This window comes from Rhizobium sp. CF122 (assembly GCF_000282035.1).
GTDB lineage: Bacteria > Pseudomonadota > Alphaproteobacteria > Rhizobiales > Rhizobiaceae > Rhizobium.
Genome location: NZ_AKKA01000088.1, coordinates 1 through 14835, shown reverse-complemented (window position 1 = coordinate 14835; position 14835 = coordinate 1). Strand labels below are relative to the sequence as shown.

Here is a 14835-nt window from a genome sequence, read left to right as displayed (position 1 = left end):
CCTCGCTTGACCACACCCCCCGGTGCCACCCAGAAGGCGTAACCGAGGAATTTGCGGCCGAAGACGCTGGCAACAGCGCTCTTGGTCTCGTTCACCGTCAGGTGAAGTCGGCCATAAAGCCGCCGCCGCAGAGCCATCGCCCGCTCGCCCGCCCGCTGCGACCGCACATAGACGTTGCAGTCGTCGGCATAGCGGCAGAAGGCATGGCCCCGCCGTTCAAGCTCCTTGTCGACCTCATCCAGCAGCAGGTTGGCCAATAGCGGCGACAGCGGCCCGCCCTGCGGCGTGCCTCTGGTCCGCGCAATGACCACACCCCCATCAACAATGTCGGCGTTCAGATAGGCCCGTACCAAGCGGATCACGCCAGGATCGGGGATTTTCTTGCGCAGACGGTCGATCAGGATGTCATGGTCAACCCGGTCGAAGAACTTCTCCAGATCCACGTCCACAACGATCCGCCGTCCGGACTGCACGAACGATTGCGCCGCCAGGACGGCATCGTGCGCACTCCTTCCCGGACGGAAGCCGTAGCTGTGCTGGCTGAAGGTCGGATCAAGGATTGGCTGAAGGACTTGCAGGAGCGCCTGTTGGATCAGGCGGTCCAGCACCGTGGGGATGCCAAGCTCGCGCTCGCCGCCCCCTGGCTTCGGGATCATCACGCGACGCACCGGCTGTGGCCGATACGTCCCCTCCCGCAGGCTGTCGCGGATGGCAGGCCAAGAGATGCGCAGCCGTTCTGCCGCGGCTTTCAAGGATCGTCCCGTGACCCGCGACGTCAACTCGCGGATGCGCTCCTTGAACGCCTTGATTGCCTTGTCGGCGACACCTCGCTTGACTGCCGCAGGGCCACCTCAAGCAGCCCTGCGCCTGTGTCGTTCCCGATCCGCGGCGGGAGCTCGGTTTCATCAAGATCGGAACTCCGGCAGGCTTCACCCGCTTGCTTCTCCGATCTCCCGGGCTGTCCCGGCATCTGACGCATGACCTTGCTCATCCTTGGAGGAACTTCACTCTCTCTCGTTCGGCCCTTCGTTCGCGCCTGTGCGCTCCCTACTACGACCTCTGCTGACTTCTCGCTCCGGCTCGACACCGTCGCCCTTTCAGGCGCAAAACGAGATCTCCCCATATGTGGACGGCTCCCACTTGCAAGTGCTTTTTACAGATAATTTTGATCGGATCGCTTGCTTCCATATGTGCGGCCTTTGTGTGTGGCGCACATGACCACTGGCCAAGATGGTTTCCGCAACGCATGTTCCTAACAGGTAAACGGCCTTGAGTGGCCATCGGGAGTGACGGATTGTCACGCGTCTTGGATCGATCGATCGCACCATCTGCTCTTCTCTTGCAAGTTTACGGCATCAGCTCCCCACGGTAGCGATCCCATCGCGCTCCCGTGACGGCCAATCTTCTATGCTGCCTGCGGCTGTCCTTCCATTCGCCGATACTTTTCGCCGCTCACCATGAGCTTCCAGGCAATACGGGCGATCTTGTTAGCGAGCGCCACCGCAACCAGCTTAGGCTTTTTTCGCTGCAGCAGTTCGGTGAGCCATCGCGAAGCATGTCTGCTTCGGCCTGCTCTGACATGTTGAAGAATAGCCGTTGCGCCAACCACTAATACGCTTCTCAACATCTCATCGCCGGCGCGGGTGATGACCCCAAGCCTGACCTTGCCTGCAGTCGAATGGTCTTTCGGTGTGAGGCCTAGCCAGGCAGCAAAATCTCGGCCACACTTAAACATCCGAGGATCTGGGGTCTTCATCATCAAGAGGGATGCGCCGACCGGGCCAACGCCGGGGATTTCGGCAAGGCGCCTGCTGCATTCATCGGCGCGGTGCAGATCCATCAGCTTTCCCTCGATCAGCTTGATCTCCGAAAGCAGCCCGCGATATTCATCACCATGCATAGCAAAAAGCTCTCGAGCAAGGTCCGGCAGCGACTGGTCTCCCGCTATTCGCTCCAATAGTGGTTCGATCCTGCTCATCCCAGAGGCTGCGACGATGCCAAATTCCATACCAAACCCGCGAATGGCATTGGCGAGCTGTGTCCGGTGGCGAATAAGTCTCTCTCGCATGCCGACCAGCATCAAGGCTGCCTGCTGGTCGGCGGTTTTCACCGGAACGAACCGCATAGTGGGGCGGCTCATCCCTCGCACAAAGCTTCGGCATCCGCCGCGTCATTCTTGCCGCGTTTCACATACGGCTTCGCCAACTGAGGCGCGATCAATTTTACTTCGTGCCCGAAGGAGCCTAATAACCTCGCCCAATGATGAGAGCCGCCGCACGCTTCAAGTGCGATGGTCGTGGGCGCCGCCTTCTCGAAGAATTTCACCATCTCCTTACGCGAAAGCTTCTTGCGCAGGATTGGTTGCTCGACTGCATTCACGCCATGCAATTGGAAAACGTTCTTTGACGTATCCATGCCAATTCGGATAATCTGCTCCACGGACGGTCTCCCTCGATTGAGCTTTCAACGAACTCACTCTGGCACATCGCGATGCCGTTGGGAGCCGTCCACCCCAACAGGTAAGAACGCACTCCTTCACTGCACGACCGCCGGATTTACGCCACCGACCCTTGGTCATAAGAGCTTCGCGGTTCATTGCCCGCTCGCCCTGGTCGGCACCGCCTCATATCCGGTTCTTGTTCATCGGCCCGCAGTTGCGATCCACGCTTCCTCCCCACGGTCGGTCGCCCTTCCGCAGTTGCGCTTCTCTTCGCTCGCCATGACCAGCTTACGGTGGGACTTCCACCCACAAGAGTGCGCTCATGCTGGGCGCACAACGAAAAGGCGGGGACCAGCCCCGCCTTCCAAAGAGTTTCGTGCGAACTCTAGTTCGCTCAGCTTGCCAGCGCGACCGCCACAGCCTCGATCGCCTCGTCGGCCTTTGCCCCATCTGGCCCGCCCGCCTGGGCCATATCGGGACGACCGCCGCCGCCCTTGCCGCCAAGAGCAGCCGACGCGACGCGAACGAGATCGACGGCACTGAACCGGTCCGTCAAGTCCGGGGTCACCGCAACGACTGCGCTCGCTTTGCCGTCCTCGCCCACGCCGATCAGTGCGACGACGCCGGAACCGAGGCTCGCCTTGCCATCGTCGGCAAGCCCCTTGAGATCCTTGGGATCGACGCCCGAGATCGCCTTGCCGAGGAACTTCACACCAGCGACATCACGGACCGCATCGGCAGGACCGCCCTGTCCGCCGCCCATTGCAAGCTTGCGCTTGGCGTCGGCCAATTCGCGCTCGAGCTTGCGGCGTTCATCCATGAGCGCCTCCACGCGAGCAAGAACATCGGCCGGCTGCACCTTGAGCGACGTCGCGAGCGACTTGACGCGCTCGTCCTGTTCCGCCAGGTATTCGCGCGCGGACTCGCCGGTGACCGCCTCGATACGGCGCACGCCGGCGCCAACCGCGCTTTCGCCCAAAACGCGGATCAGACCGATTTGTCCGGTCGCGCTGACGTGCGTGCCGCCGCAAAGCTCGATCGAATAGGGCTTGCCCGCCTTGGCGCCACGCACGCCCTGGCCCATGGCGACGACGCGCACTTCGTCGCCGTATTTCTCGCCGAACAATGCCATGGCGCCTTCGGCAATCGCGTCGTCGACGCTCATCAGGCGGGTCGTGACCGACGAATTCTGCAACACGATCTCATTTGCCATGTCCTCGACGACCTTCAATTCGTCAGCCGTCATCGGCTTCGGATGCGAAACGTCAAAGCGCAGACGCTCGGGCGCGACCAGCGAGCCCTTCTGTGCGACATGCGTGCCCAACACTTCGCGCAGCGCCTCGTGCAGAAGGTGCGTGGCCGAGTGGTTTGCCCGCAGGCGCGAGCGACGCGCATGGTCGACCGTCAACGCAACCGGCTCGCTCGCCCTCACCGTGCCCTCGACAACGGTGCCGATATGGACGAACAGGCCCTCGCCCTTCTTCTGGGTGTCCGTGATCTCGATCTTGGCCGTATCGGAAGTAATGACGCCCGTGTCACCCATCTGGCCGCCGGACTCGCCGTAGAACGGCGTCTGGTTGACGACAATTTGAACCTTATCGCCAGCGGACGCAGAAGCGACCGAAGCACCGTCCTTCACGATGGCCTGAACGACACCTTCTGCGGTCTCGGTGTCGTAGCCAAGGAATTCCGACGCGCCGTGCTTTTCTTTGAGTTCGAACCAGATCGTCTCTGTGGCCTTGTCGCCGGAGCCGGCCCAATGCGAACGCGCTTCGGCTTTCTGACGCTCCATCGCGTCGGTGAAGCCTGATATGTCGACGCCGATTTCGCGGGCCCGAAGCGCATCCTGCGTCAGGTCGAGCGGGAAGCCGTAGGTATCATAGAGCTTGAAGGCCGTCTCGCCGTCGAGCATATCGCCCTTGCCGAGGGTCGTCGTCGCGTCGGAGAGCAGCGAAAGGCCACGCTCTAGCGTCTTGCGGAAACGGGTTTCCTCAAGCTTCAGTGTCTCGGAGATCAGCGATTCCGCGCGGACCAGTTCCGGATATGCTCGTCCCATTTCCTGGACTAGCGTCGGCAGCAGCTTCCAGATCAGCGGCTCCTTGGCACCGAGCAGCTCGGCGTGCCGCATCGCGCGGCGCATGATGCGGCGAAGCACATAGCCGCGGCCTTCGTTCGAGGGCAACACGCCATCGGCAATCAGGAATGCCGACGAACGCAGGTGGTCGGCAATGACGCGGTGGCTTGCACGACGCTCGCCCTCTGCCTTTACGCCTGTCACTTCTTCCGAAGCCTCGATCAGCGCGCGGAACAGGTCGATGTCGTAGTTGTCATGCTTGCCCTGCAGGACGGCAGCGACGCGCTCCAGACCCATGCCCGTGTCGATCGACGGCCGCGGAAGGTCGATGCGCTCTTCCTTCGTGACCTGCTCGTACTGCATGAAGACGAGATTCCAGATCTCGATGAAGCGGTCGCCGTCTTCCTCAGGCGAGCCGGGAGGTCCGCCCCAGATATGATCGCCGTGGTCATAGAAGATTTCCGAGCATGGGCCGCACGGGCCGGTATCGCCCATCGCCCAGAAATTGTCGCTGGTCGGGATGCGGATGATCTTTTCGTCCGACAGCCCTGCAATCTTCTTCCAAAGGTTAAAGGCCTCGTCGTCCGTATGGTAGACTGTGACCAACAACCGCTTGGCGTCGATAGCAAATTCCTTGGTGATCAGGTTCCAGGCGAGCTCAATCGCCCGCTCCTTGAAGTAGTCTCCAAAAGAGAAGTTACCGAGCATCTCGAAGAAGGTGTGATGGCGCGCGGTATAGCCGACATTATCAAGGTCGTTATGCTTGCCACCGGCACGGACGCACTTCTGGGCGGTCGAGGCCGTCTTGTACGGCCGCTGCTCAAGGCCGGTGAAAACGTTCTTGAACTGCACCATGCCGGCATTGGTGAACATCAGTGTCGGATCGTTGCGTGGCACCAACGGGCTCGACGGAACGATTTCGTGGCCGTTCTTCTTGAAGTAGTCGAGGAAGGTCGACCGGATATCATTCACACCGCTCATGCTATGCCCTTCAATGCTGCCGGAAGGCAGGTCAAAACTTAAATCCAGTGGCTTTTATCGCTCGCCTTAACCACTGTCCAGCAGACAAACAAAACCGGCCACATTCTGATCAAGGAATGCGGCCGGTTTTGAACTGTTTGAAACCTTCAGACGATTAGCCGTCTGCGGCCTCGTCTCCGTCGTTCGCATCAGGGCCGCCATTCTGCAGGAAGCGGTCCGCAATCAGACCGGCATTCTGACGAAGTGCCGTCTCGATCTCGCGCAGGAGATCCGGATTGTCCCGCAGGAAAAGCTTCGCGTTCTCACGGCCCTGGCCGAGGCGCTGACTGTTGTAGGAGAACCAGGCGCCCGACTTCTCGACGATACCGGCTTTGACGCCGAGGTCGACCAGTTCGCCAGTCTTGGAAACGCCTTCGCCATACATGATATCGAATTCGACCTGCTTGAAGGGAGGCGCCATCTTGTTCTTGACGACCTTGACGCGCGTCTGGTTGCCGATGATCTCTTCGCGCTCCTTCACCGCGCCGATGCGGCGAATATCGAGGCGAACGGAGGCATAGAACTTCAGCGCGTTACCGCCGGTCGTCGTTTCCGGCGACCCGAACATGACGCCGATCTTCATGCGGATTTGGTTGATGAAGATCACCATGGTGTTCGACTTCGAGATCGAAGCCGTCAGCTTGCGCAGCGCCTGACTCATCAGTCGCGCCTGGAGACCCGGCAGGTTGTCCCCCATCTCGCCCTCGATTTCCGCACGCGGCGTCAGCGCTGCAACGGAGTCGACGACGAGAACGTCAACAGCGCCGGAACGCACCAGCGTGTCGGTGATCTCAAGCGCCTGCTCGCCTGTATCCGGCTGCGAGATCAGGAGATTCTGCAGATCGACGCCAAGTTTGCGGGCATAGACCGGATCGAGCGCATGTTCTGCGTCCACGAAGGCGCAGATGCCGCCCTTCTTCTGCGATTCCGCAATGGTCTGCAGCGCGAGCGTCGTCTTGCCCGAGCTTTCTGGTCCGTAAATCTCGATGATGCGGCCCTTCGGAAGGCCGCCGATGCCGAGCGCGATATCCAACCCGAGAGAACCTGTCGAAACCGTTTCGATCTCGACGACATTCTCGTTCGAGCCGAGCTTCATGATTGAGCCCTTGCCGAACGACCGCTCGATCTGTGAGAGTGCCGCTTCAAGTGCCTTGCTTTTGTCCACCGATTTGTCCTCTACAAGCCGCAATGTATTCTGTGACATTCGATCCACCTTTAGGTTATTGAAGCCGCTCAAGCAATGTCGCCGCCGATGTCGATTTTGTACCGCATTTGTTCTCATTGCGCAAGCGCCGTTCAAACAGTTGAAAGAAAAAGGTAAAATAGCCCGTGTTCTACATTTGTTTTAGTGATGGAAAGCAACGGCTTAAAGATAGGGCAGTCGCCGCCAACCTGCTAGCGACGGCGGGACGATTCGTGTCTTTTGGCGGATGCAGGGCGATGAAATGAAGCAGAAGATTCTTGTCCTCGGCGGAGCCCATATCGACAGGCGCGGACGCATTTCCGGCGACACGGTGGCCGGTGCCAGCAATCCGGGGTCATGGTTCGAGGAGCCAGGCGGCGGCGGCTTCAATGCAGCGCGCAACCTGGCCCGGTTGGGCTTCGACGTGACGATGATTTCGCCCCGTGGCGGCGATCCGATCGGCGAGGCGGTCAGCGAGGCGGCCGATTTCGCAGGCGTTCATGACCGCCCCTTCGTTTTCCTGGATCGGAAGACGCCCAGTTACACCGCAATCATCGAGAACGATGGAAACCTGGTGATTGCGCTTGCCGACATGGATCTCTACCGCATGTTCATGCCGCGCCGGCTCTCGATCCGTGCCGTCCGCGATGCCTTTGCCGCGACCGATTTCATCCTCTTTGACGCCAACCTGCCGGCGGAGACGATGGCATCGATCGTCGAGCGCGCTAAGGCTCTCGGCAAGCCGGTGGGCGCGATCGCAATCTCGCCGGCCAAGGCGATCAAGCTGAAACCGTGCATCGATGGGATAGACTATCTTTTCCTCAATGAGGCTGAAGCCACCGCATTGACTGGCGAACGGCCCAATGACCCGTCGCATTGGCCGTCGCTGCTGGGTGACATCGGCTTGCGTGGGGGCGTCGTCACGCGCGGCCAACGCGAGCTGATTGCCTTTGCTGATCACCGCGTCGTTGCCCTGCAGCCGGTAAACCTCGAAGGCGTCGCAGATGTCACGGGCGCCGGCGACTCGCTCGCGGCCGGCGTTATTTCCGGGCTTATGCGCGGAATTCCCCTGGCCGATGCCGTCCGGGAAGGCGCCGCTGCCGCAGCTCTTACGGTACAGTCCCCGCACGCCGTCAATGAAAACCTCTCCCCGGATTTGGTGAGGAAGACACTTTCCCTTGTTCCGCCGGCGAGAATTTTGCATTGAAGGCAATACCGACGAAATGGAAGAGACAATGACGAAACCGATCTCCCCCCTCCTGCCGATCGCCTATTCCAAGGAAGTCGCAAGCGCCAAGCAGCGCGGCGCGCCGATTGTGGCGCTCGAATCGACCATCATCACGCATGGCATGCCCTACCCCGGCAACATCGAGATGGCCCGCAGCGTCGAGGCGATCATTCGTGAGCAGGGCGCGGTCCCGGCAACGATCGCGGTCATTCACGGGACGCTGCATATCGGCCTCGAAGCCGAGCAACTGGAGCAGCTGGCGCAGGCCAAGGATGTTCTGAAGGTCTCGCGCGCCGATCTCGCCTTCGCGGTCGCCGAGCGTCGTCATGGTGCGACGACCGTGGCAGCTACGATGATCGCCGCCGAGCGTGCCGGCATCAAGGTCTTCGCCACCGGTGGCATCGGCGGAGTCCATCGAGGCGCCGAAGAAAGCTTCGATATCTCCGCTGACCTCGAGGAACTCGGCCGCACCGGTGTCATCGTCGTTAGCGCCGGCGCCAAGGCAATCCTGGATATTCCGAAGACTCTGGAGGTGCTGGAAACCGCGGGCGTGCCCGTTGTCACCTACGAGAGCGAAGAATTCCCCGCCTTCTGGTCGCGGGCGTCGGGATTGCGCAGTCCGCTGACGCTCAACAGCCCAGCCGCAATCGCCAACTTCCAGACGGTGCGCGAGCAGCTCGGCATCGATGGCGGCATGCTGATCGCGAACCCTGTGCCGGAGGCAGACGAGATCCCCCGGGAGGAAATGGAAATCTACATCGAGCGCGCCCTCGACAGCGCCGAGCGCGACGAGATCAGCGGCAAGGAAGTGACCCCTTACCTGCTCAGCACGATCTTTGACCTGACCGACGGCCAGAGCCTGAAGACCAATATTGCCTTGGTCGAAAATAATGCGAGATTGGCGGCAGAAATTGCCGTCGCGCTGGCGGGATGATCGTTTGAGGGGGCGTTCCAGCGCCTCCCTAACGGCCGACTCCGCAATCGTCATTTGAGCATTTCGCCCTTCGCATGACGGGCAAGAGCCAGCCACTGAAAGGAGTCGAAGCTCCACAAAAGCGCGAATAACCGAACAATAGAACAACCATTTTTTTCGCGGACAGCAGGTCGGTATTCGCGCTGTAAAAGATTGCGAAGCGGACAAGGAAAACTGCCAGCCACAAGCAAATCCAAACCAAGTACAATCGTGACAACCACGACCAAAATTGCTCGCTGAGCAACTGGCGTTCAAAAGCGTAAAGCAGAACGCCTATTGTGGCGAAAAGACCGATGCATGCATCGCCGACCATCCTGAATTGCGATCGCGCCACACCATTAAAGCCGGTCAGGATCGCCCAGACATACGACATGGCCGCAAGGATGGCAAAGAGCTTCCAGCGCATTTTCTCCTCCAGGTTGCGATTTCATAACAAACGATCGCTGAGGATGGGTTCAAAAAATGGCTAAATCTCTAGGTATCGACTAGCTGTCGAGCGTCTCCTTCACGACGACGGCAAGCTGCTTCAGGGAGAACGGCTTCGGCAGGAAGCCGAACTTGGAATCCGGCGGCAGGTTGCGTGCGAATGCATCCTCGGCATAGCCCGAAACGAAGATGAACTTCAGGTCAGGATAATTCTTGCGCAGTTCGCGCAGCAGCGATGGACCATCCATCTCCGGCATCACCACATCCGAGACGACGATGTCGACCTTGCCTTCGAGCTCGTCCATGATATCGAGCGCCTCGACGCCAGATCCGGCCTCGTAAACCGTGTAGCCGCGGGTCTCGAGCATGCGCTTGCCGCCGCGACGCACTGCTTCCTCATCCTCGACCAGCAAAATGACGGCAGATCCGGTCAGATCCTCGGGTTGCTGCGCCGGTGCCGGTGCCTGTTCGGCGGGCGCGCCGATAGCAGGCGTGACGGCATCACCTTCCGCCGCAACGGCTGGCTCGACAATGTGGCGCGGCAGGAAGACGCGGAAAGTCGTACCCTTGCCGACTTCCGACTCCGGCTGAATATAGCCACCCGACTGCTTGACGATGCCGTAAACCATCGCGAGACCAAGACCCGTTCCCTTGCCGACCTCCTTCGTCGTGAAGAAGGGCTCGAAGATCTTGTCCATGATCTCAGGCGCAATGCCGGTCCCGTTGTCCGAGACCTCGATGAGGACCATGTCCTCGTGCGGCATATAGGAGTAATTGAATGCTGCGATCTCTTCCGCCGTCACGTTCTTCGTGCGAAGCGTCAGCTTGCCGCCCTGCGGCATGGCATCGCGCGCGTTGACGCAGAGGTTGATGAGCACCTGCTCGAACTGCGACAGGTCAGTCTTAACAGGCCAGAGATCGCGGCCATACTCGACGTCAAGCTTCACATTCGTACCGGATAGCAGCCGGTCGACCAGCATCCTGAGGTCGCCCACCACATCGGTCAGATTAAGCACCGTCGGCCGCATCGTCTGCTTGCGCGAGAATGCCAGCAGTTGCCGAACGAGCACGGCGGCACGATTGGCATTGCGCTTGATTTCCATCAGGTCTGCAAAGCCAGGGTCGGCGGGTCGCGCCTGCAGCAGCAGATGATCGGAGGAGAGCAGAATGGCCGTCAGAACGTTGTTGAAGTCGTGCGCAATGCCGCCGGCCAGCGTGCCAACCGCGTTCATTTTCTGAGTCTGTGCCATCTGCGCTTCGAGCGCCTTCTGCTCCGTCACCTCCACGGCATAGACGATCGCAGCCTCTTCCGGTGCCTCGTCGCTCTGGTCGATCACCGCATTGACGTAGAAGCGGAAATGGCGGGCTTCGTCCGTTGGCGTGCGAGAGTCGATCGGAGGGATGTCGCCCTGCCGGTCCTTTGCCGCCACAAGCGCCTGCTGCAGCTTCGACTTGTCGCTGTCCTGAACAATGACTTCGAGCAAAGCGCCGTTCTCTACGTCATCACGGGAAACCATCCCGGAAAACAGCTTCAGGAACGGTGCATTCGTCCGCAGGATGCGGCCTTCGCCGTCCACCGAGGCGATCGCCATCGGCGTGTTGTTGAAGAAACGGGTGAACCGCATCGCGGCCGCCGAGGCGGATTGATCGCTCTCGCCGCTCTTCTGACGCGTAAGCACGATCGACCGGCTTTCTCCGGGCGCGCCATCGCGCATCGACGTCACGCTGTGGACGATCTGTGCCGGCAGGCTCTGACCGTTCATCTTCTTCAGGTCGAGATCCAGTGTCACGGTCTTCTTTAGGCCTGGATCGGCCTGCACCGATTGTATGAGCGCAAGTCCCTCACCCGCAACGAAGTCGCCGATCGTTACCGAACCGGGGACGAATTTGGTGAGATCGATGCCGAGCCATTCCGCCAGCGTTGCGTTGAGATAGAAAATCTCACCTTTGCGCCCGGCGGAAAAGAACCCGGCCGGCGCGTGGTCGAGATAGTCGATCGCATTCTGCAATTCCTTGAAGAACCGCTCCTGATCATCGCGCTCCGAGGTGATGTCGCTGATCTGCCAGATGTGGAGCGGTTTGCGTCCAATCTCCTCGCTGTGGAGAGCCCGCGCTTTCAGGCGATACCAATGCGCCCCGGCGCCGTTCGTCGAGGGGCCAAGCGATCGCAACAGGCGGAATTCCTCGCTGCCCTCCCGACCCTCACGCAGGCCGTTGGAGAGACGATAGAGCGCCTCGTTCGACTCTCGATGACGCGACAGGAGCGCTTCAAGTGTCTGAACCTCAGTCGACTTGCGGGCACTGGTCAGTTCGCCGTAGGCCGCATTCGCATAAACGATGCGACCCTTCTCATCAGTGATGAGCGACCCATCGGGGTGGCTGTTCAAGAATGCGCGCGCCAGGCTGTCGGACTGCCGCTGCGGCATGACTTCGATAAAACCGATCACCGAGGACACGAGGAAGAAGATCCCGACCATGGCAAGCACGCCGAGAACGCCGAGCACCATTTCGTTGTCGAGGGAACTTTTGAAAACAACGAACGCAGCGGCTGCGCCGATCAGCACAAGCGCAAGCAGAATGATCCGCAAAGCCGTGCCTGTGCGGCCCCCGCGGTCCAAGAGCGGTTCGCTGTAATCGTCGGCCTGACGCGGTCTCGTCATCTATTCCCTCGCATGGCCTGCCGGGCTTCACTCGCAACAGGGAGACAAAGCAGGAATCAGGCGCCTTTTCCTTCTTACCAATTTGCAGTCTCTGCAAAAACACCGGTCTCTGTGAAGACTGATTGAATTCACAACGAAGAGCGCCAATTTCGCCATTAAAATGCGTTGTTAAGAAAGCATGTTCGAATTCCACTTCGGGTTGGCATGACTGGACAAGGCCATCGGGACTTGTCTACGAAGTGGTAAAGTCGCCATGTGGTTCAAAACCGCGAAGGGAGTAAGCCAAAATGTTCGATGATCTCATGGGAGCCTATGGGAGCCGCTTCCTTCTTGCCGCCGGTGGCGTCGGTATAGCTCTATTGCTGCTGATTGTCGTGCTCTGGATCATGCGCAGCCGCGCGCCTTCGCCCTTTGTGCGCGGCGGCCGCAATCGCCAGCCGCGGCTGCAGGTTCTTGATGCGGCCGCTGTCGATGCACGCAGACGCCTCGTTCTCGTTCGCAGAGACGACGTCGAACACCTTATCATGATCGGCGGACCGACCGATCTCGTCATCGAGAGCCGGATTGGCGAAGCTGTCGACAAGCTGGTATCGCCTGAGACGGCGGATCAATCAGCTCCGGCTCCAGTTCCTGTCCCCGTGATACCGCCGCAGCTCGAAGCGACGCCCGAAGCGCCAGCGCCTGTTCGCATCGCACCGGCTGAACCCCAGCACGCGCCGCCGGCCCACATCCACACGCCGGTCGAACCCTACGTGCCCGAACGCGCGCCGATCGAAGCCCGCCCCGAGCCGGCTATCGTTGCCACGCCGCCCTCGACTCCGCCTGTTATCGCCGAACGTGAACGTGCGCCGCGCCCGGCGCCGTCCTTCGAGCCCCGACCGGAACCGCGTCAGACGCGTGCGCCGATCGAGGCCTCGGTTGCCGCAGACATCCTCGATTCCGCCCGCCAGCGCGTGTTGCCGCAACAGCGCATCGAACCGCAGGCCACCCCGCTCTCCGTCCGGAGCACGCCCGCGCACGTACAACCCTCGTCGGCATTCGTCGAAGTTGGCACGCTGACGCCTGCTGCGCAGCCGAGCGACTTCCAGCGCATTCTCGAGGAAGAAATGACGAGTACACTTGCCGCCGAGCGCATCGTGCCGGCGCCACAGGCGCCTGCTGCAAGACCCGCTCCGCCGCCCGGGAACCTGCCGCGCCGGGACCCTGAGATGGCGCCGCTTACCGGCGCCGATGCCGCCCTTCAAAACGAGGTCGCGCGCATCTTCGGGGAGATGAGTGTTAATCGCGATAAATAGTGGACCGACTGAACAAAGCGAAAGGGCACCGCGGCTTCCGCGGTGCCCTTTTTGTTGTCAGCATGTCGGGACTCATTCGTCCCGGTAGACCTTTTCTCGACGCTCGTGCCGTTCTTGGGCCTCGATCGAGAGCGTTGCGATCGGTCGAGCATCAAGCCGCTTGAGGCCGATTGGCTCGCCGGTCTCCTCGCAATAGCCGTAGGTGCCGTCTTCGATACGTTGCAGTGCTGCGTCGATCTTGGAAATCAGCTTTCTTTGGCGGTCGCGGGCACGCAGTTCGATAGCCCGGTCGGTTTCGGACGATGCCCTGTCGGCAAGATCCGGATGGTTTGCGCTTTCCTCCGCCAGGTGGTCGAGGGTTTCGCGCGCCTCTCTGAGAATATCATTCTTCCAGGCGACCAGCTTGGCTCTAAAGTAAGCCCGCTGATTGCCGTTCATGAACTCTTCCTCTTCCGAGGGTACATAGTTGCTAAGATCGATCTTCTCACTCAACGCGATTCTCCTGAAGAACATCTCATCTGGCGGGTGTATATCGCGAGCACTACCGATGATTCAAGCCAAATACGCTAGGTAAACAGTTTTTTAGATCTGTCATATTTTTTAGCTAACAGACTATTTTCTCACCATTATTCCGCCGGGTGCATATTCCCCTCCTGGTAACCGCGCACTTTCCTACCTCGGATTTGGCGGCAACACCTGCCGCCACGGTTGACGCGCGGGCCGCTCACCCGCTACTGAAAAAGTCCCTTCGACATGGGTTTTCTATGGCCGCAATCACACCTCCGCCTTCCCGGATTTATCTGCTGCGACACGCCGAAGCTGCCTGGGCCGCGCCCGGACAACGTGATTTCGACCGCCCGCTGAGCGAGAAAGGCTATGCGGACGCCGAGATCGTCTCCGACAAGGCGGCCGACAAGGGTTATAGGCCGGATCTGCTTCTGAGTTCGACAGCGGTGCGTTGCCGGGACACGGCCGATGCGGTGCACCGGGCGATGGGCTCGACGCTCGACCTCCGATTCGTCGACGAACTCTATAATGCCTCACCGGACATCTATCTCGAGATCATCGATGCGCAAGAAGCGGTCGGCTCGGTGATGCTCGTCGGCCACAACCCGACCATGGAGCAAACGCTGGAAGCGCTGATCGGCCACGAGGCGCTTTGTCAGGCACTGCCGACCGGCTTTCCGACAGCCGGTCTTGCGGTTTTGGACTATGACGGCAGGTTGGCAGGCTGGCGCCTCGTTGATTTGGTGATCGACTAAGGTCTTTTCGCGGAACGTCTTTTCGCGTCGACTTGCGGTTCCTATATGGCTTGTCACGATTAGAACCGGAATTCCGCCTTGCCACCCAGCCTGACCTCTTTTTCCGACGACGCACGCATTGCCCTGGACAATCTTGCGGACCGGGCATCGGGACTTATCAATCCCACCGTGCGCCTTGGCGTCACCGGCCTCTCGCGTTCCGGCAAGACCGTCTTCATTTCCTCTCTGGTCCACAATCTTCTGCACGGCGGCCGCCTGCAGAAGATTGTGGACC

11 protein-coding genes and 1 pseudogene are annotated in these 14835 nt (G+C 60.3%); 5 read left to right on the top strand and 7 right to left on the bottom strand.

Going from position 1 to position 14835, the window contains the following annotated elements; all coding sequences use genetic code 11:
- The 4 genes and pseudogenes from ltrA to recA form a co-directional block, all read right to left on the bottom strand.
- The coding region (ltrA, locus tag PMI09_RS23360; RefSeq protein ID WP_007800251.1) for a group II intron reverse transcriptase/maturase at positions 1–752 on the bottom strand (752 nt) is incomplete at its 3' end.
- Between the two features lie 653 nt (positions 753–1405).
- Positions 1406–2439 (bottom strand): annotated as a pseudogene (locus PMI09_RS23355) (IS110 family transposase).
- A gap of 395 nt (positions 2440–2834) precedes the next feature.
- Positions 2835–5495, bottom strand: coding sequence for an alanine--tRNA ligase (gene alaS / locus PMI09_RS23350; protein ID WP_007800246.1), 2661 nt, complete (start codon positions 5493–5495; stop codon positions 2835–2837).
- A 154-nt stretch (positions 5496–5649) separates the two neighbouring features.
- Positions 5650–6738 carry a recombinase RecA gene (gene recA / locus PMI09_RS23345; protein ID WP_007800243.1) on the bottom strand — a complete coding sequence of 363 codons (1089 nt, stop codon included), beginning with the start codon at positions 6736–6738 and terminating at the stop codon, positions 5650–5652.
- A gap of 241 nt (positions 6739–6979) precedes the next feature.
- Between recA and PMI09_RS23340 the strand changes: the two genes are divergently transcribed.
- Both PMI09_RS23340 and PMI09_RS23335 read left to right on the top strand, forming a co-directional pair.
- Complete coding sequence (locus PMI09_RS23340; RefSeq protein WP_007800240.1) at positions 6980–7924, top strand: carbohydrate kinase family protein; 945 nt, start codon at positions 6980–6982, stop codon at positions 7922–7924.
- Positions 7925–7952: 28 nt separating this feature from the next.
- A complete protein-coding gene (locus PMI09_RS23335; RefSeq protein WP_007800238.1) occupies positions 7953–8879 on the top strand; it encodes a pseudouridine-5'-phosphate glycosidase in 927 nt (308 codons plus the stop codon).
- 28 nt (positions 8880–8907) lie between these two features.
- On the opposite strand, the gene PMI09_RS23330 is transcribed toward PMI09_RS23335, so the two are convergent.
- Both PMI09_RS23330 and cckA read right to left on the bottom strand, forming a co-directional pair.
- Entirely contained in the window at positions 8908–9324 is a 417-nt protein-coding gene (locus PMI09_RS23330) for a hypothetical protein (RefSeq protein WP_007800235.1), read from the bottom strand.
- A 79-nt stretch (positions 9325–9403) separates the two neighbouring features.
- Positions 9404–12004 carry a cell cycle histidine kinase CckA gene (cckA, locus tag PMI09_RS23325; protein WP_007800233.1) on the bottom strand — a complete coding sequence of 867 codons (2601 nt, stop codon included), beginning with the start codon at positions 12002–12004 and terminating at the stop codon, positions 9404–9406.
- Positions 12005–12291: 287 nt separating this feature from the next.
- Between cckA and PMI09_RS23320 the strand changes: the two genes are divergently transcribed.
- Positions 12292–13299 (top strand): flagellar biosynthetic protein FliO, encoded by a 1008-nt coding sequence (locus PMI09_RS23320; RefSeq protein ID WP_007800231.1) that lies wholly within the window; start codon positions 12292–12294, stop codon positions 13297–13299.
- A 72-nt stretch (positions 13300–13371) separates the two neighbouring features.
- On the opposite strand, the gene dksA is transcribed toward PMI09_RS23320, so the two are convergent.
- Entirely contained in the window at positions 13372–13791 is a 420-nt protein-coding gene (gene dksA / locus PMI09_RS23315; RefSeq protein WP_007532954.1) for an RNA polymerase-binding protein DksA, read from the bottom strand.
- Positions 13792–14063: 272 nt separating this feature from the next.
- Here dksA and PMI09_RS23310 point away from each other — a divergent pair, with 272 nt between their 5' ends.
- Together PMI09_RS23310 and PMI09_RS23305 are read left to right on the top strand one after the other, a co-directional pair.
- The gene (locus PMI09_RS23310; protein WP_007800227.1) at positions 14064–14561 is read left to right on the top strand and encodes a SixA phosphatase family protein; all 498 of its coding nucleotides are present in this window, start codon (positions 14064–14066) and stop codon (positions 14559–14561) included.
- 78 nt (positions 14562–14639) lie between these two features.
- Positions 14640–14835, top strand: a 196-nt coding sequence (locus PMI09_RS23305) for a YcjX family protein (protein ID WP_007800224.1), incomplete at its 3' end; no start/stop codon positions are given.